Genomic DNA, 16,633 nt, shown 5'->3' with positions numbered 1-16,633 from the left:
CCTTTCTTGTACTTTTTCCTTCCTTTTTGAATTGCATTCGGTACATTCCATTTAATCTTTCATTATTAGGCAGAAGCCTAAACAATGTGAGGGCACCTGCATAGGATAACAGTGGATTTTAAAGTTAAAGGAGGACATTTTTCATGCATTATCAAAACGTTACCCCTCAGTCTACAGAGCATAACCGTCCACAAATGGTAGCAGGAGTAGATCCTTTCATGATTCAAACGTTCCAATCTCTATTACGTACGAATGTCGTTATTCAAACAACAGAAGGGCTTGTTCGCGGAGTGGTTGCTGATGTAAAGGCAGACCATGTTGTCATTGATGTGAAAAATTGCCCATTTTTTGTTCGGATCCAGCAAATTGTATGGGTTAAGCCTTCAATTTATAGAGACGAAGAATAATCAAAAACACAATGCAGCCGTATACTAAATAAATAACAAAACTAATAGAGCAGTTATTGTATGCATATACAAGAAGGTGTCCTAAAAGGTCATGTGGACCTTTTGGACACCTTCAAAATCAATGGACATGCTTTCCTCTTTTATATGTGAGTTTATTCTTGTACCTCATATACAAAGTCGATCTCTTCATTCTTTCGGCTATATTTCACTTTTAAATCATGACCTTTAAAATACCAAAGATCCTCTTCCTCGATAAAGAAAGTGATTCCATCAACCTCTTCTTTTGCACCAATGACAGAAGGTGTTTCTTGATTAATACCTAATGAAAATCCACTTTGAATGGACCCACACCCTCCATACCTTGCAAAAAAACGTACATATTCCCCTTCACCTTTTAAATTAAGCTCTTCTTTAAACCATTGCAATGCCGGTTTTGTAATTTGAATATTCATTTACGTCACTCCCTATTTACACACCATACTTCTTCTTACACATCATATCAATATATTTCATGCCTTGTCTATGAAAGACCTCTCTAGCTATTTACCTTCACAAAAAAAGTTTCTCACTGTCAACTTTTTTATAAGTGTGCATAATATATAATAAAAGGAGGAATGAAAATGAGTATAACGAAACGCACATTGTATTATGCTCATTTGTTTAATAAAATGGGTCTGCTTACAGAAGAACAAAAAAAGCAGTTGGAGAAATCCTTACAAAAAAAACAAGGGGGCTAGCCCAAAAGGTACGATTTTAACCTTTTGGGCTACCCCCGTAACAATTTACAGAGTCGCTGCACCTTTTAAAAGCCCGTACCTAGGAAGCGTTGCGAACGGCCTTTGCCATTTCTGTTCTTGGCTTCCTGAGACGGTTTTCCTTACTTTTAATTACGTTCCACTAATTCATCTAATCTTTCTACGAGCTGAACAATTTCCGGCTTACTAATTTGGGCATTAGCTCCTACTTTTTCACCCTTATGATAAAGGTCTGTAGTAATAAGCGAAGAAAAAATCACGACTGGGACATGAGAAAGAAGTGGATTTTCTTTAATCTTCAACGTTAAATGGTGTCCATCCATTAATGGCATTTCAATGTCTGTAATAATTACATCTACCTTGCTTTTAATTTCATCTTTTGAAAGTGAAGAAAGGTAGTCCCATGCACTTTTTCCATTTTCAAAAAACTGAAGGCATTCATACCCTGCTGCCGATAATGTATCTTGTAATAATTTACGTAAAGTAGTTGAATCTTCAGCGATGACAATACGCTTAGAAGAACGCTGTCGATCACCTAACGCCTTCACTCGATCAACACTTAACCCCGCATCAGGATTTATATCTACCACAATCTTCTCAAAGTCTAAAAGCAATGCCATCATCTCTTCCATTTTCACAATTCCAATCGTATGACCTGAACTTCCTTGAGATAGTTCACTCGGTTTTTCTATTTGTTCCCACGAAATTCGGTGAATTCTAGAAACGCTATGAACATGAAAAGCAACTTTCATTTTATTCAATTCTGTGATGATAAATTTATCTTGTTCTGGCTGTTTTGATTCTGGCAAATGTAACACCTTTGCTAAATTAACAACCGGAATGACTTCTTGTCGCAGGCAGATGACACCTTCCACATGCTCATGATTATTCGGTGTATCCGTAATAGGGAGAGGATTAATGATTTCTCTGACCTTTAATACATTTATCCCAAATGTACTTCTTCCTATTTGGAACATTACTATCTCCAACTCATTTGTACCACTTTCTAGTAAAATACCTTGCTTATTACTATAAATCATTTTATACATCCCCCATATACCCACTTCTCCTACGAGAACCAAGACGAATTACCTATATTTTATAAGAGGAACCGTCTTGTCGCAAGAAAAATTTAGAAGAAATCCTTACAATAAGAAAAAGACTCGAACGATAGCCAATTAAAATCAGCTGCTTCGTTCGAGTCTTCTGTTTTTGGTTCTACACGTTAACAGTTACGTCACTTTCTTCTCTCAAATTAGAAAGAAGCTTTTCCATTTGCAACTGTTGTTCAATTTCTCCACGCACTTCATCTAAACCTGGAAGTTCTGCTTCTTCTGTTTCCGGCATAGCTGCAATAGCTTCATCATAGAAGGCTTGAATTTCATCTTCAGAAACTTCAATTTCTGCAACCTTTTGCTCTACGTACTTATTGCTCTTCACGTTTTCAGCAACATCAGCACGAAGCTCTTCCATATCAACACCTTGTGCTTCTAATAGTTCTTGGAGCTGTTCCTCAGATTCAAGACCAAACTGTGCCATTAAGTCTGTTACACCCATGTCAATTTCTTCTTCTGTTGCTTCAATTCCTTCTTCATTTGCAGCATGGGTAACTAGAATAGAGTTAATAATTCTATCTAGAACTTGATCTTTCACTTGATCTAAATAGGCAGCACCTTCCTCACTGTCAACATCAATTCCTTGCATAGCAAGCTGCATCGCTTCTTGCTCTAACGTAGAGACATAAATCTCTCTGTCTACCTCTTCCCCATTTACAATTGCAATTACATCAGGGATGTCCGATGTATCGATAAATGAATCCATTTCTTGTTCGCCTTCAACAGGCTCTTCAGAAGCAACTGGCTCCTCTGGTGCAGCTTCCTCATCTCCTCCACAGGCAGCTAGTCCAAATGCTAGTGCACAAATACCAATTCCTCTTATAAATTTTTTCAATTCAATCAAACTCCTTCCTCATCTCGAAAACCTTTGGTTATTGTAACATAAAAATAATTCAATTTCAGTGTGAGTCCTTCTAATTACCTATTGGCATCACCAAAATCGAAGGCAATTATGAGAACTTATGAAATTGCTGAACACATTCACACTCGTTATGACAAGGTCCATCTATTCCAGCTCTAAGTTATTTGAAAAACTATGTAAAAAAAAACGTACCTAAAGAAGGGACTAAAAAATACTAACTTTTTGCTCTCACTAAAAGAAGAGGGCCAAAGCGACACCTCTCCCATCATTAACAACAGTCTTGGTCACCGCCAAGCATAACAAGACCAGCTCCACTTTCTGATTCTTGATAATCAAGAGTCAAGTCTGCTACTTGTTGTACTATGTCTTTTTCAATAGCTACATTTATTCCATTGATCACTTCTTGTTGATCCGATTCTGCTGGTTCATCCAGAGCCAGGCCTAATTTAGGACCTCCTCAATCCATGCCAGCAAAAACAACACGAACTGTATTTAATCCATGTTCATTCATTGTTTCTACAAGAAAATCCTTTGCTCGATCTGTAATTTTCACCTTTGTTTCACCCCATTTCTACTACTTAAGATTAAGTATACTAAAAGCTTGTAAGAAAATCATACAATTCGAGTTATTAATTGCTCAAAGTTACCTCTTACAAATTTTTGAACTTGAGAAGCGGAATAATGTTTTATTAATTCCTCTATTAAGTTTCCATATACCCCGCTATGCTCTAAATCGATTATTTTGTTACTAATTCCGTCAAAATCAGAGCCAAACCCAATATAATTTTCTGCACCTAGACTGCACATATGATCTACATGCAACAGAAGATCCTTAATTGTTGCATATTCATTGCTAGTTACAAAGTCTGGACAGAACACGAGTCCAATGTACCCTTGTTTTTGTACGAGTGCTTGAATTTGTTCATCATATAAATTTCTTGGATGATCACAAATATAACGAGCATTAGAATGAGAGGCAACCGGATATTTGGCTAATTCCATCACATCCCAAAAACCATTAATACTTAAATGAGAAACATCGGTCAGCACTTTGTTTGCATTGTTCAAACATACAAGTTCTTTCCCCAAAGTAGAGAGACCTGCTCCACGGGGTTCACCTACACCATCAGCACAAAGGTTTGCTTGATTCCATGTTAATCCTACTGATAGAACACCTAATTGATATAGGATAGAAAGCTTTGTTAAATCATCACCAATTGCATCTACACCTTCAAGCGTCAAGATTGCTCCAATTTCATCTTCTTTTAAAGAGGATAAATCTGACCATTCTTTGATATGACGTATACTAGAACTAGATTTCAAAACCTTTTCATAAAAGATTTCTATTTGCTCCATTACAACCTGAAACTTCTGATCTTGTTTAATAAACGGTTCAACAAATATAGCATATAGTTGAACATGAACATTGCCTGCTTTTAGCCTTTCGACATTTGCATCAATATCAACATCAGTCAAGTAATTGCGCTCTGGATGCTCCCACAATTTTAACAACGCATCACAATGGGAATCAATAATTCTTATTCTCATATAATCCCTCCTTTAATTATTCTGCCTGCACCATTACTTTTTTCTCTCATATATATATACTAATAATCTCTTAAGAAGGGGTGACAAAGATGTCAGATCAACAACCTTGGTCAAAAAAACTTCCTCAAAACTACCAAGACATTTTAAAGACTATAGATGGCTTTTTTCAAAATACGATGCAGCATATTAATGATAATCCGTTATTTTTGCCACCTATTCCTACTACTGTTTTCGAATCGAATGATTCTTTAATCATTGAAGCTGAACTTCCTGGTGTTAGCAAAAGCCAAATTAACCTAGATATTTACCGCCAAGCAGTCAGAATTCAGGTCACACAGGACGAACGCTCTGAATATATAGATGATAAAAGTGGAATAACAGAGCGAGTCAACCAAACACAAACGAGACAGCGAGTCATTCCTGTGCCTTTTTTCATTAATGAACAAGAGGTTAAAGCCACTTATAAAAATGGTCTATTACAAATCATTATTCCTAACAAACGTAAACAAATACCAATTGAATAAGGAGGTAGATTAGGAATGTTTCAACCTAATCAAAATCATCAGCGTCCAATGGGGCAAAGGCCACCACAATTTCACAATCCATCACAATATCAACAGCCATTCTCTCCATTTGGCCAACAACCATTTCATCATCAACCACCACATCAGATGAATGGATTTATACAACCAATGCAGCAAGGTCCGGGCCGACCGAGACCACCGTTTCCACCTGGTATGGGAATGGGCAAACACCCTGGCTATAAACCAAATAAGCCTTCTTTCTTCAAATCCGCATTTACGAATGAAAGCGGGAAATTTGATATGGGCAAAACGGTAAGCACCGTTGACCAAGTTGTCAAAACAGTTCATCAAGCTTCACCTATAGTTAAGACAATTGGAAGCCTCTTTGCTAAGAAGTAAGTTACAATGTTTTTAGTTGCAAAGCATAAGCTAGCGTTTGATTAGCATTAATCATTTTAAGCCCTTGCGAAGGAACGTAATCAATTTTTACAAATGCACCAATTTCTTCAATTGTTTTGTCATCGTAAACAAAAGTGAGTCCTTCTAACTCCTTTTGTGAATCATTAAGCCTCGACTCATCCAGAGTGAGGTCGTACGCAACCATCGTACTTCACTCAAACGTATCATAGGCTCTAACACGAATGGCTTTTTCATGAACATCCGTATTATTAAAAAAATCAATTGCGCGTTCCGTTAGAATAATCTTCAAACTAACTCATCCTTTCATTTTCTAAAGTAGGAGGTGTCTTATTAAAAAGACACCTCATTTTTATGATTGGAACTTGCTTTTTTTTGAAAAATAACAAGACCGATCGAACCAATAAAAGCACTCCCTGCACCAATTAAATAAAGTGTCGGGATTGAAGTGGCTTCAATAACGAAACCTCCAAACAAAGAACCAATAATTCCCGCGAGTCCAAAGATAACGGTAATAAAAAGGACATGACCTGTTGCTAGTAAATGTTCAGGTATTAATTTATTAATAATTTGAAAGGCAGCAATATAAAATACAGCAAACGTTAATCCATGTAACAATTGGATTGGGAGGATCCACCATGGGTTTTCAACGAATGCCATCAATATCCAACGTGCACCGTAAAGTACACCTGCAAGAATGACAAATGTTAATGGAGACCATTTTCTAAACCAATAAGCAGTTGTAGCAAATATTAGTGCTTCAGCTATTACACCGACAAACCATGCCCAGCCAATCATAGCTTCAGGTCCGCCAAGTTCTACTATATAAAGTCCAAGATAAATGTCGTTCGCTCGATGTGACACAGAGATGAAAAATGCCAAAAGCAAGAACAAAAAGAGCGAAGGTTTTGTTGTTAATTTCACAGCATCTAATACGGTTACAGGTTTATTGGTTCCTGGTACATCCTTAATAGAGAAAGCTACTGCTAATGCTGTTAAAGCCATGAATAACATTGGTAACATTATTTTTTCGACACCTATCCATGTTAACACATAGCCAACAACAAGCGAAGTAATCGCAAATCCTAACGACCCCCATAACCGAATTCGTCCAAAGCTAACTTTTTTCTGAACCGATGTCTTTTGAGCAAGGGAATCACCCAATGCAGTCGTTGGTGAAACAAAGAAAAACAAGATAAACATCATGACTAAATATCCTGCATACGTGTTCACAAACATAAACGTAATCGTGGTAACACTTAATCCAATTAAGGCAATTAATATCATCTTCTTAATACTCTTATACTTGTCACTTAAATATCCCCACATAGGTTGTGCAATAATCGTTGCACATGGGCCAATTGCCATCAGTAAACCAACCTGTGAACCTGTAAGCCCTTGCGATTTAAAGAATACCGGGATATAGCCATTAATAATTGTAATCGTAGAATGAGCAAAAAAGAGATAAGCCATTAAACGGTAAACCGAGCGGTGATTCATACAAGCCCTCCTTAACAATGATACACCAATAGTTTCATAGAGTTCATATAGTGATCATTGACAATAATAAAGTCTGATCTAGTTGTGAATTCCAACTAAATCAGACTAACTCTCAAAGTAATCCTTCTTGTTCAAATAAATACGTATATGGAATATCAAGAAATAAAAATAAGTTATCTGTAATCGGATATGAGTAAGTACGAATTCTCTCATCACGCTCAATATCCGTATATAGATCTGATAAAAAGCCTCTTTTTTCAATATTCATCCGAACAATATTTTCAAGAAAGTAAGGTCGCCAGCTCCAGTTTTTAAAGCGCCCTTCTTCAATTAAAACCCACTTATTTTCATTATTTTTTTCTGCATTAGACGACTGTTGGAACCCTTCTGCATCACACACATAAATACGGAATGCATAGCGATCACAATCATTTGCCACTTTTGTTATCAGTTCATCATACGTGTCATCGGGACTGATGGTTTTCATCGTCTGTTTCAACTGCATCGTTAACTTATTTGTTAAAGTAAACTGCGATTGCATTTTTTTGCGTTCATAAACAATAAAATGTTGAAATTCCTTTTGCATTTTCTCTCTGCAACAATCAGGTTCAATAAATGTAGCGTTCGGTGATCTCAAATAGTATCCTTGATAATAACGACCACCATTGCGCCATGAATAATTAAGTTGATTAAAATTCGAAATTCCTTCAAAGAGCAACGTTGCACCTATTTTTCGAGAAAGCATGGAAAGCGATTGATGAACTTCAGAATACAAATGCGGGAATTCTTCATCTTCCATAAATGCCACATCGACCTTAATAATGTTCGGTTTTAACATAGCTATTAGATCCAAATTGCTGCCATTATGACCGACGTCATCGAGAGCAAGCCTAAATCCAAAACTTTGAATATAATAAAAAAAATGCTTATTGTCATAGAAATACTCAGCAACGTCATCCTCTTTTAACTCCAAGACAATTTGCTCTAGTTTTAAGCCTTTTTGCTGATAGGCTTCCAAACATTTAATAAACGTCTCACCATTATCTTTTAATAGTATTGACGTATCATAATTAAGAAACAAATATGATTTCTGATCCGTTGTAATAAATTGATCAAGAGCTAGCCTTTGGATGTGATCATCTAATTCTAATCGATATTCATCTGGAATATTCTTATCTTGAAAAAACCATCCTAAACTTTTATCGTCTTCATTTGTTTGAAGTCTTGCTAAGACCTCATATCCAACTACAAGTTGTTTATCAGCACTAAAGATTGGCTGATAATAAGGAATTACCCGTTCTTTATTCATCATAATATCTAAAGGATCCATTCCACACACCTCCACTCAAAAGACATGTTCCTTTTAAGTACAGCCTTTCGTTTCCCTAACCTTATATATATACCCGATCATAATAGCAAATTTATTATATCATAGCTTAGATATATAAGTGAGAACAGACAACCAATAAAAATTAATAAGAGTTTTTGTCTTATCCGTTTTCACTCTAAGTAAGTAAGGGGATGTCTCAAAAGGTTTTTGACCTTTTGAGACACCCCCTTCTGTGAACTATTTTCCTAAGTCGTATGGAGTTTCTTGGTACACGTAATAGTTTAACCAATTTGAGAAAAGCAAATTGGAATGAGCCCGCCAACGTAAACGAGGAAGTTTTTGATCATTATCATTTGGGAAGTAATTATAAGGCATATCGATATTTAACCCTTTTTCCTTATCCCTCTCATATTCTTCTTGTAATGTACAGACATCATATTCAGAATGACCCATTACAAAAATTTGCTTTCCATTTTTTGAAGCAACAATATAAACTCCTGCTTCATCTGACATACTTAAGACCTCAAGGTCATTTACTTGTTCAATGTCTTCCTTTCGAACTTCGGTGTGCCTTGAATGAGGTGCTAAATATTCATCATCAAATCCACGTAGCAATTTAACATTTTGCTTCTCAATCGAATGGTAAAATACTCCGAACTTCTTTGCTTCTAATGGATACTTATTCACTCCATAATGATGATAAAGACCAGCTTGTGCCCCCCAACAAATATGTAGAGTTGAGGTGACATTGTTGACACTCCAATTCATAATTTCTTGCAGCTCTTCCCAATAATCAACGACTTCAAAATCTAACATTTCAATAGGAGCACCCGTAATGATCATACCATCAAATTTCTTTGTTTTTATTTCATCAAATGTTTTATAAAATTCATAGAGATGCTCGTGAGACGTATTTTTTGAAACATGCGTAGTCGGATAGAGAAAAGAAACTTCCACTTGCAAAGGACTGTTCCCAAGTAACCGTAACAATTGAGTTTCTGTTGTCTCTTTTATTGGCATTAAATTAAGAATAACAATTTTTAATGGGCGAATATCCTGAGAGTACGCACGACTCTCATCCATTACAAAAATATTTTCTTCATTTAAGATTTCTTTTGCAGGTAAATGATCTGGGATTTTAATTGGCATAATGCATGAACTCCTTTTTCGAATGCGTATACTACTTGTATAGAAAAACATTGTTTTAATTGTTCGTATTCATGATAAAATCATAGAACCATGTGAAATAACGTAACATTTCGATAATTTAACTTATCACGAAAAAAGAAATTCTGCAATTATCTAACTCTACCTAAATGAGGTGAATTTCATGAAAATTCGATTAGAATGGTACTACTCGCCCGCAAAAACAAAACAGTCTTTTTTTATGAAGTCTGACTGGATGACTGTTGCATCTGCCTTAATGGTAGGTGATGATCTAGAAAAAACGGGACGGTTAAAAAGCATTGAGTATTTAGATGATCATGATACAACCTGGACGAAAAAAGATTTAACGAAATTTTTGAAGCAATTTGAGACAGAACCTCATGATGTTCATGCATACATTGATGGTGGATTCGACGTTAACACTCGAGATGCCGGAATCGGCCTCGCCATATACTATAAACAAAATAATAAAAACTGGCGAGTGAGGTTCAATGATACGTTTGACCTTCTAGAAGATAACAATGAAGCTGAGTATGCAGCTCTTTATCGATTACTTAGACAGTTAGAAGAGATGGATGTTCATCACCAAACAGTTCACATTCATTCTGATTCCATGATTGTTGTGAACCAAGCATCAGGTGAATGGCCTTGCTATGAAGAACATTATAGTAAATGGTTAGACCGAATTGAAGAACTATCTTCAAAGCTTGGCTTAACGTTAGAATATGAATTGATTGATAGAAGTTTAAATAAAGAAGCAGATCAACTGGCTACTCAAGCACTTCAAGGGACAAAAATTGAGAGCGTCATTGAAAAAGTATGATTCACTCATGAAAAGGGGTCCCAAAAGGTCAATAACCTTTTGGGACCCCCTAAGCCATGAGCGGAGTCGGTATATTCTTTAAAAGCCTTGAGGGGCGTGGATTACACTCGCGATATGTCACAAACGGAGCAATCGTCACCTTTTTCCCGAGAAAATTAATTATTAATTTTATTTCTTTGTAATAATATTTCAGCAAAATGATTGTCTAGTCTTGTTAAACCTAAAGGTTCCGGGACCCTTCCATAGTCTTCATGATGGAAGTCAGAACCACCTGTTCGTAGTAGTGTTATTCCTAGCTGTTCATCAATTTCATCACAAAGCTTCTCGTAACGTATTACAGCATCTTTGTCATGATCACGATGATACACCTCAATTCCGTCTAACCCCCAGTTTCTAACCCAGTCGATCAAATCGTGATCAACTCCATAATAGTCAGGGTGTGCGACAACAGCGACTCCTCCAGTTCGATGAATCCAATCAATCGCCTCTTGAACTGTCATTTCTTGTGATTTCTCCACGTAACATGGTTTGCCCTCTGCTAAATAACGTTCAAAAGCCTCAGCAACGTCTGAAACATATCCAGCTGCGATTAACGCTTTTGCAACATGCGGCCTTCCTATACTGCCTCCATCAACATGCTTTAACACATCCTGCGCTTGAATATGTAAACCAACAGCCTCTAAACGTTGAATGATCGTATCAAGCCGCTCCCTTCGCAGCTGCTTCTGATTAGAGAGTAATGATCGTAAATTTTGATCATTCCAATCGAATTGATATCCTAAAATATGGACACTTTTCCCTTTGTACTTTGTCGAGAATTCAATACCTGGAATGACTTGCATCCCAAGATCTTTCCCTACTCTAATTGCTTCATCAATGCCCTCAACACTATCATGATCCGTTAAAGAAACAATTTCTAAGTCAGCCTTTTTACATTTCTCCATTAATTTGGCTGGTGTATATCCTCCATCTGATGCAGTTGAATGCATATGTAGGTCACTATTTTTTGGTCCATTCATTTTTTACTCATCCTCATTAACATTTACTTTCCACGTAACTTGTCCTGTTCGCAAATGATCTGTATAAACAAGCTCATACTCTTCTGCCTTTGGAACTAGAAATGCCACTTCTCCTCGGTTTGTTCTTCCAGGATGTAATTGTCCGCCAAGTATTCCCTTTGTTTCAACCTGTGTAGTTACACCATGTGCAAAATTCTCTTCATCAACTAATGTTATTTTAAATGTTGAAAATTCATAAACTGTCTCTCTGTTATTGAATAATTCTAAATCTATAATAACGTAATGGCTATCTAACTGCGACGATTCTTCTGTACGAATGCCATTTAACATTATTTTTACACCATTCACTTCACGGGCAGCTTCTTCATCGTTTGACTGTTGAACGATTGTTTGAGCTTGAGATGCCTCTGTGCCAAAATCTAAGAAATTATATACTCCAACAAGAGACACTAAACACGCACATAATCCAAATAACAATACAACTTTCCTTTTCATCAATCTCTCTCCTTAACCGATTATCCTAAAAAAACATTATAAAGACACTCGAATTAAGTTATGATCGACAATGATTAATTATGACTTATGATTTCCACCAAGAATCGTAAATTGTAACAGGTAGCTGACGTTTATGCTCCGTCTTCTCGTAACGGGATTCAATCTTTGAGGCAATGTCTTGTTCTACTTCTTTGTTTTCCAAATAATCATCTAAATTTTCGTATGTCATTCCTAATGCTACCTCATCAGGTAAACCAGGCTTATTATCTTCTAAATCAGCCGTTGGAGCTTTTTTGTATAAATGTTCAGGTGCTCCTAGTTCCATAAGCAAAGCTTTTCCTTGCCTTTTTGTTAGCCCAAATAATGGTGCGATATCACACGCGCCATCGCCGTGCTTTGTGAAGAACCCAGTAATTGCCTCAGCAGCGTGGTCTGTCCCAATAACTAGACAGCCGTAATGGGCTGCTAAATCATACTGGGCCTTCATACGTTCACGGGCTTTCGTGTTTCCTTTGTTAAAGTCTGAAAGCTGTTCTCCATCTGTAGCAGCCTTAAATGCTTCTACAGATGCATCCACAGCAGCCTTTATATTTACCGTAATCGCCTTTGTTGGTTCAATAAAGCGAATGGCATCTTGTGCATCTTGCTCATCCTGTTGTTCACCATATGGAAGTCTAACAGCATAGAACGAATATGTTTTATCCGGATGTTCGTCATTAAGCTCATTAATCGCTGTTTGGGCTAACTTCCCTGCCAACGTAGAATCTTGTCCTCCAGAAATTCCGAGCACGTATCCATTTGCTCCAGTATGTAATAAATAACTTTTTAAGAAATCTACTCTTGTACGGATTTGTTCTTTTGGATCAATCGATGACGTTGTTTGTAAATCACTAATAATTGTCTGTTGCGTTACCATATTATATCCTCCTATCAACTTATATCTTATTATAACAATGAAATTGCTATTGTTGGAAGTCGTGCCCTAGATTGGATAATTGTTCTTCCAAGCCTTCTTTTCTTAAAATCTCTTTTTGCCTTTCTCCAAGTAAATCAAAATGCGGATACTTGTCCCTGCGATGAATCCATTCCGGCTTTAACCCATACCGAGCTCCCCAACTTTCAAGCTTAGAAATATCGGCACAAGCTACTTTTGTAACAGACGTACAACCTGGAAAACGTTCGTCTATCCAGAAGTGAGTTAAAAAAGCAATCTCCCCTTGCTCAGCTAGCCGCTTCCACTCTATTAGAGTTCTTCTTTTTAATCCAAAAGCCATACATAATCACCTTTTAGAATTGTTTGGGTTGATTATAGCACACCATTTCCCCTCTTTACATCGATCAACCTCTTTATCAAATTGGACTTGTGAGGCAAATTAGTCTTAACTTCCGAAGTTAGACCAAATTTCGCCATTTAAAAATATTTCTTGTTAGATAAATTGACATTATAAATTAAGTAGCTTTTGACTCTTTGCTTTCTGTTACCCTTATCTGCTATTAACATACAAGAAAATCGCTTGGAAAAGTATTCCCAAGCGATTTCTCCATGCCATTATTGCTCGTCTTGATAGCCGTTTTGTCTTGCTTGCATTTCATCAGCCATTTCAGCTTCAAATCCTTGAATGCTTTCCTTACGGCGTTCATTCTTCTCTCTCACAGATTTTTTCTGAGCCTCTGTCATATCTGTATGAGCAACAGATTCCTCAGCTGCCTCAATATTATGCTCCGTGTTTTCTTTCATTTGTTGAAGCTTTTCTACGTTGTCATTACGGTTATCTGGTTTAGCCATGTCATTACCCCTTTTATTGAAATAACTTGCAAGCTTAGTATGGATAACGACTGTAGGCTTATTCACCTTGTTTTATTTTTTCTTAATTTCTTCATATTTTTGAAACCAGTCTGGAAAAGCCTTCTTAAAAGCAGTCGGCTTGAACGTTTCTTTCTTTACAATGATATGAGTCGTTGAACCTTCTACACAAATTTCATCTTGTTCATTAACAATAGAGTATCCGTAGACTGTTTTTAAGCCATCATTTAACTCGACCCATGTGTTTACGAACGCTCGATCACCATAACGAATTGGCTTTTTGTACGTAGCGGTTACGTCGTATACCGGTGCAAAAAAACCCAGTTCCTCCATCCCTACATAGCTATAGCCCACATCCTCTATTAAGCCACCACGACCAAGCTCAAAATACTTTAAATAATTTGCGTGATAGATCACCCCCATCATGTCCGTATCAGCGTATAGCACTTGAATTTCCCTTGTAGATATAAACAAATGTATCCCTCCCCAAAATACTGTTTTATACTCCTTCTTTTCTAAGCCTCTCTACGTCTTCTTGCTCAATTGCAGTTAACTGCTCCATGTTCACCCGATCAAAGCCAACGAGGCGTAATGATTGAATTTGGACGAGTCGGTCAAACAAATCCATAGCATAGCGGCCATTTCCAGGGTGCCCCTCTTCAGTCAATTGTTCTTTTAACAGATCTCTTGCTTCATTTGTCAGATGATAACCCGTTTGGTCAGCACGCCTTTCGATCATTTGAACTAACTCTGATTTGGAATAGTCATCAAAATGAATATGCTTCTTAAAACGTGAACGAAGTCCAGGGTTGCTATCTAGGAGACGTTGCATTTCATTCCCATATCCTGCTAACACGACAACAAGGTTTTCTTCATGTTCTGTCATTTCTTGCACAAGTGTATTTACTACTTCTTTTCCAAAGTCGCCTTGCCCCTCAGCTAATAGTGAATAAGCTTCATCGATAAATAAGACTCCGCCTAAAGCATCCTTGATAATTTCTTTTGTTTTTTGCGCAGTTTGTCCAACATATCCTGCGACCAAATCAGCGCGAGACACGATTACGACATGTCCTCGTTTCAACAAACCGATTTCCTTTAACGACTTAGCATATAGCTTTGCTACTGTCGTCTTCCCTGTTCCTGGGTTCCCAGTAAAGACAGAATGTACCTGAAGGGGTAATGCTTGAAGACCATTTTCTCTTCGCATCTGTTGAATTTGTACAAATGAAGTAAGCTGTGTCATTTCTTTTTTTACTTGCTCAAGACCAATAAGTTGATTTAACTCGTTTTTAGCTGATTGACCACTTGATTGATCGGTTTCTTCTTTAAAATCGCCTGCCTGCAGAAGAATAAAGTCTTCCGTTTGTGGGTGTTCTAAAGACATCGTAGATCCCTTTTGAAAAATAGCATCTAAAATAATATTTTTCACTGCTCTTGCATTACCAAATGATTCATCAACTTGTGCTTTTTCAATTCGTTTCCGACACTCCTGCTTTGCTCCACTCGTTAAAATATAATCATTATCTGTAGCTATTTTTTCAGCAATTTGAAGCAGTTCTGTTATTGTGTAATTCTCTATTTCTATTTGATTTTGATCAGGAAATCGACTTCTCAAACCTGGATTTGAACGTAAAAAGGTTCGCATTTCATCTGGATAGCCCGCTAAAATGACGGCAAAGGTTCCCGCATACTTTCCACTTGTCATAGCTGAGACGAGTGTGTCAATGGCCGTCTGACCATAATCATTGCCGGCTGCTCCAGCTCTTTTTAAGCTATATGCTTCATCAATAAATAAGACTCCGCCTGCAGCACGCTCAATCGCTCTGTTTGTATTTTCTTCCGTTTGACCAACATAAGCTCCTACGAGTTGAGTACGGTCTACTTCGTACACTTCATCCCGCTCTAATAAGCCAAGTTCATAATATATTTTAGCCATCAATCTTGCCAAGTGCGTTTTTCCTGTCCCTGGATTTCCCGAAAGGATCATATGTAAGTTTATACCATCTTTTGATTGAAACCCTTGACGCAGACGTTCTTTTTGATAATGCAAAAATTTGTAAAGCTGTTTCACTCTATCCTTCACATCATTTAAACCTATCAATCGGTGTAATTCATCTAACGCTGTCTCTTGTTCTTGAACTACCTTTTTTGAAGGAAAAAGCTCTGTCCATGCTTCCTTAACTTGTTCAATCTCTTTTGTTGCTTGAAGAATTTGTTTAAATTGTGCAGCTGAATAATACACGCCAGTTAACGAGTTTGCATATTCAGCTGTAGCAGATTGTATCGTTTGGAACGGTTTTTGTAAATGATCAAAAAAGCGAATAACCTGCTCAATTTCGCGCAAACGACCTGGGTCCTCGAGATAAGTAAGGGACGTTTTAACAACCTGCCATTGGTCCTTGTACTGATCTACATATTGAAAAAAAGTTTCAGCAATTTTATGGTATTCATATGCTGTCTTTTTCTTAGCAGATCCATGGTCGGTTTCCCGAATAGGCGGGAATTTGTTAGGAATCGGAATACGATATAAAAACTCATAGAATGTCTCAACGTTTAACTGATGGGCTAACGCATTCGTGTGATCAAGCTCCAATGCCTCCCTCACCCAACGTTCTACTAAGTGGTCAACCTTCTGCACTCGTTTGTACCTAGTATGAGCCAGCAGCGCAAGCAATTTTGACCTGTACTGTTTCGTCTTTTCGTCACCTTCACCATTTGTGTGATCAAATTGTTCAAGAATTTCCCAAACTTTTCCTTCATGGAACACTTCCTTTCCCTGTTCCATTCGGTCAAGCCACATTTCTATTTGTTCGTTCGTCCAGCGATCTCGTAACATATTTACACCACTTTCTTAAAAACGAAGCACT

General features: G+C 37.2%; 20 protein-coding genes. 4 read left to right on the top strand and 16 right to left on the bottom strand.

Annotation, left to right across the window (positions count from 1 at the left end):
- Window positions 1-143: 143 nt before the first annotated feature.
- A complete protein-coding gene (locus tag MF646_RS09780) occupies window positions 144-407 on the top strand; it encodes a YuzF family protein (protein WP_250096313.1) in 264 nt (87 codons plus the stop codon).
- A 152-nt stretch (window positions 408-559) separates the two neighbouring features.
- Here MF646_RS09780 and MF646_RS09775 read toward each other — a convergent pair whose 3' ends face one another.
- The 5 genes from MF646_RS09775 to MF646_RS09760 form a co-directional block, all read right to left on the bottom strand.
- Window positions 560-859: a HesB/YadR/YfhF family protein gene (locus MF646_RS09775; RefSeq protein WP_250096312.1), complete on the bottom strand. Its 300-nt coding sequence runs from the start codon at window positions 857-859 to the stop codon at window positions 560-562.
- Window positions 860-1,290: 431 nt separating this feature from the next.
- Window positions 1,291-2,202, bottom strand: a complete 912-nt coding sequence (locus MF646_RS09770) for a chemotaxis protein (protein WP_250096311.1) — start codon at window positions 2,200-2,202, stop codon at window positions 1,291-1,293.
- A gap of 178 nt (window positions 2,203-2,380) precedes the next feature.
- The gene (locus tag MF646_RS09765; RefSeq protein WP_250096310.1) at window positions 2,381-3,112 is read right to left on the bottom strand and encodes a SurA N-terminal domain-containing protein; all 732 of its coding nucleotides are present in this window, start codon (window positions 3,110-3,112) and stop codon (window positions 2,381-2,383) included.
- Window positions 3,113-3,407: 295 nt separating this feature from the next.
- Window positions 3,408-3,692, bottom strand: a complete 285-nt coding sequence (locus MF646_RS23560; RefSeq protein ID WP_476729804.1) for an iron-sulfur cluster assembly accessory protein — start codon at window positions 3,690-3,692, stop codon at window positions 3,408-3,410.
- Between the two features lie 59 nt (window positions 3,693-3,751).
- On the bottom strand, window positions 3,752-4,687 hold the full coding sequence (locus tag MF646_RS09760) for a dipeptidase (protein WP_275980267.1): 936 nt from the start codon (window positions 4,685-4,687) through the stop codon (window positions 3,752-3,754).
- Between the two features lie 89 nt (window positions 4,688-4,776).
- On the opposite strand from MF646_RS09760, the gene MF646_RS09755 reads away from it, so the two are divergent.
- Both MF646_RS09755 and MF646_RS09750 read left to right on the top strand, forming a co-directional pair.
- Entirely contained in the window at window positions 4,777-5,211 is a 435-nt protein-coding gene (locus MF646_RS09755) for an Hsp20/alpha crystallin family protein (protein WP_250096309.1), read from the top strand.
- 15 nt (window positions 5,212-5,226) lie between these two features.
- Window positions 5,227-5,610, top strand: a complete 384-nt coding sequence (locus MF646_RS09750) for a YppG family protein (RefSeq protein ID WP_250096308.1) — start codon at window positions 5,227-5,229, stop codon at window positions 5,608-5,610.
- A 1-nt stretch (window position 5,611) separates the two neighbouring features.
- Here the strand turns inward: MF646_RS09750 and MF646_RS09745 are convergent, their stop codons facing one another.
- The 4 genes from MF646_RS09745 to metA all read right to left on the bottom strand — a co-directional run bounded on the left by MF646_RS09745 (window position 5,612) and on the right by metA (window position 9,607).
- On the bottom strand, window positions 5,612-5,815 hold the full coding sequence (locus MF646_RS09745; protein ID WP_250096307.1) for a hypothetical protein: 204 nt from the start codon (window positions 5,813-5,815) through the stop codon (window positions 5,612-5,614).
- A gap of 146 nt (window positions 5,816-5,961) precedes the next feature.
- The gene (locus MF646_RS09740) at window positions 5,962-7,128 is read right to left on the bottom strand and encodes an MFS transporter (protein WP_250096306.1); all 1,167 of its coding nucleotides are present in this window, start codon (window positions 7,126-7,128) and stop codon (window positions 5,962-5,964) included.
- A 112-nt stretch (window positions 7,129-7,240) separates the two neighbouring features.
- Window positions 7,241-8,458 (bottom strand): EAL domain-containing protein, encoded by a 1,218-nt coding sequence (locus MF646_RS09735; RefSeq protein WP_250096305.1) that lies wholly within the window; start codon window positions 8,456-8,458, stop codon window positions 7,241-7,243.
- Between the two features lie 237 nt (window positions 8,459-8,695).
- The gene (gene metA, locus MF646_RS09730) at window positions 8,696-9,607 is read right to left on the bottom strand and encodes a homoserine O-acetyltransferase MetA (protein ID WP_250096304.1); all 912 of its coding nucleotides are present in this window, start codon (window positions 9,605-9,607) and stop codon (window positions 8,696-8,698) included.
- 181 nt (window positions 9,608-9,788) lie between these two features.
- Here metA and MF646_RS09725 point away from each other — a divergent pair, with 181 nt between their 5' ends.
- Entirely contained in the window at window positions 9,789-10,448 is a 660-nt protein-coding gene (locus MF646_RS09725; RefSeq protein ID WP_250096303.1) for a reverse transcriptase-like protein, read from the top strand.
- Window positions 10,449-10,603: 155 nt separating this feature from the next.
- On the opposite strand, the gene MF646_RS09720 is transcribed toward MF646_RS09725, so the two are convergent.
- From MF646_RS09720 to MF646_RS09690, 7 genes are all read right to left on the bottom strand, one after another.
- Window positions 10,604-11,467 carry a PHP domain-containing protein gene (locus MF646_RS09720; protein WP_250096302.1) on the bottom strand — a complete coding sequence of 288 codons (864 nt, stop codon included), beginning with the start codon at window positions 11,465-11,467 and terminating at the stop codon, window positions 10,604-10,606.
- A 3-nt stretch (window positions 11,468-11,470) separates the two neighbouring features.
- Window positions 11,471-11,962: a DUF4352 domain-containing protein gene (locus MF646_RS09715; RefSeq protein WP_250096301.1), complete on the bottom strand. Its 492-nt coding sequence runs from the start codon at window positions 11,960-11,962 to the stop codon at window positions 11,471-11,473.
- Between the two features lie 85 nt (window positions 11,963-12,047).
- Window positions 12,048-12,878, bottom strand: a complete 831-nt coding sequence (gene nadE / locus MF646_RS09710) for an ammonia-dependent NAD(+) synthetase (protein WP_250096300.1) — start codon at window positions 12,876-12,878, stop codon at window positions 12,048-12,050.
- A gap of 46 nt (window positions 12,879-12,924) precedes the next feature.
- A complete protein-coding gene (locus tag MF646_RS09705; RefSeq protein ID WP_250096299.1) occupies window positions 12,925-13,236 on the bottom strand; it encodes a hypothetical protein in 312 nt (103 codons plus the stop codon).
- 275 nt (window positions 13,237-13,511) lie between these two features.
- On the bottom strand, window positions 13,512-13,748 hold the full coding sequence (gene tlp / locus MF646_RS09700; protein WP_250096298.1) for a small acid-soluble spore protein Tlp: 237 nt from the start codon (window positions 13,746-13,748) through the stop codon (window positions 13,512-13,514).
- A gap of 72 nt (window positions 13,749-13,820) precedes the next feature.
- A complete protein-coding gene (locus tag MF646_RS09695; RefSeq protein ID WP_250096297.1) occupies window positions 13,821-14,240 on the bottom strand; it encodes an acyl-CoA thioesterase in 420 nt (139 codons plus the stop codon).
- 25 nt (window positions 14,241-14,265) lie between these two features.
- Window positions 14,266-16,602: an AAA family ATPase gene (locus MF646_RS09690; protein WP_250096296.1), complete on the bottom strand. Its 2,337-nt coding sequence runs from the start codon at window positions 16,600-16,602 to the stop codon at window positions 14,266-14,268.
- Between the last annotated feature and the right edge of the window lie 31 nt (window positions 16,603-16,633).

This window comes from Halalkalibacter alkaliphilus, assembly GCF_023555415.1.
GTDB lineage: Bacteria > Bacillota > Bacilli > Bacillales > Bacillaceae_D > Halalkalibacter > Halalkalibacter alkaliphilus.
The sequence above is the reverse complement of the archived record's forward strand: the minus strand, read 5'-3'. Positions and strand labels throughout refer to the sequence as shown.

Excerpts from the sequence above, each read along its gene's own strand:
- MF646_RS09750 (WP_250096308.1), top strand. The coding sequence starts at position 5,227 with ATGTTTCAACCTAATCAAAATCATCAGCGTCCAATGGGGCAAAGGCCA.
- MF646_RS09705 (WP_250096299.1), bottom strand. The coding sequence starts at position 13,236 with ATGGCTTTTGGATTAAAAAGAAGAACTCTAATAGAGTGGAAGCGGCTA.
- tlp (WP_250096298.1), bottom strand. The coding sequence starts at position 13,748 with ATGGCTAAACCAGATAACCGTAATGACAACGTAGAAAAGCTTCAACAA.
- MF646_RS09780 (WP_250096313.1), top strand. The coding sequence starts at position 144 with ATGCATTATCAAAACGTTACCCCTCAGTCTACAGAGCATAACCGTCCA.
- MF646_RS09720 (WP_250096302.1), bottom strand. The coding sequence starts at position 11,467 with ATGAATGGACCAAAAAATAGTGACCTACATATGCATTCAACTGCATCA.
- MF646_RS09755 (WP_250096309.1), top strand. The coding sequence starts at position 4,777 with ATGTCAGATCAACAACCTTGGTCAAAAAAACTTCCTCAAAACTACCAA.
- MF646_RS09740 (WP_250096306.1), bottom strand. The coding sequence starts at position 7,128 with ATGAATCACCGCTCGGTTTACCGTTTAATGGCTTATCTCTTTTTTGCT.
- MF646_RS09735 (WP_250096305.1), bottom strand. The coding sequence starts at position 8,458 with ATGGATCCTTTAGATATTATGATGAATAAAGAACGGGTAATTCCTTAT.
- MF646_RS09775 (WP_250096312.1), bottom strand. The coding sequence starts at position 859 with ATGAATATTCAAATTACAAAACCGGCATTGCAATGGTTTAAAGAAGAG.
- MF646_RS09715 (WP_250096301.1), bottom strand. The coding sequence starts at position 11,962 with ATGAAAAGGAAAGTTGTATTGTTATTTGGATTATGTGCGTGTTTAGTG.
- MF646_RS09745 (WP_250096307.1), bottom strand. The coding sequence starts at position 5,815 with ATGGTTGCGTACGACCTCACTCTGGATGAGTCGAGGCTTAATGATTCA.
- MF646_RS09770 (WP_250096311.1), bottom strand. The coding sequence starts at position 2,202 with ATGATTTATAGTAATAAGCAAGGTATTTTACTAGAAAGTGGTACAAAT.
- metA (WP_250096304.1), bottom strand. The coding sequence starts at position 9,607 with ATGCCAATTAAAATCCCAGATCATTTACCTGCAAAAGAAATCTTAAAT.
- nadE (WP_250096300.1), bottom strand. The coding sequence starts at position 12,878 with ATGGTAACGCAACAGACAATTATTAGTGATTTACAAACAACGTCATCG.
- MF646_RS09760 (WP_275980267.1), bottom strand. The coding sequence starts at position 4,687 with ATGAGAATAAGAATTATTGATTCCCATTGTGATGCGTTGTTAAAATTG.
- MF646_RS09725 (WP_250096303.1), top strand. The coding sequence starts at position 9,789 with ATGAAAATTCGATTAGAATGGTACTACTCGCCCGCAAAAACAAAACAG.
- MF646_RS09690 (WP_250096296.1), bottom strand. The coding sequence starts at position 16,602 with ATGTTACGAGATCGCTGGACGAACGAACAAATAGAAATGTGGCTTGAC.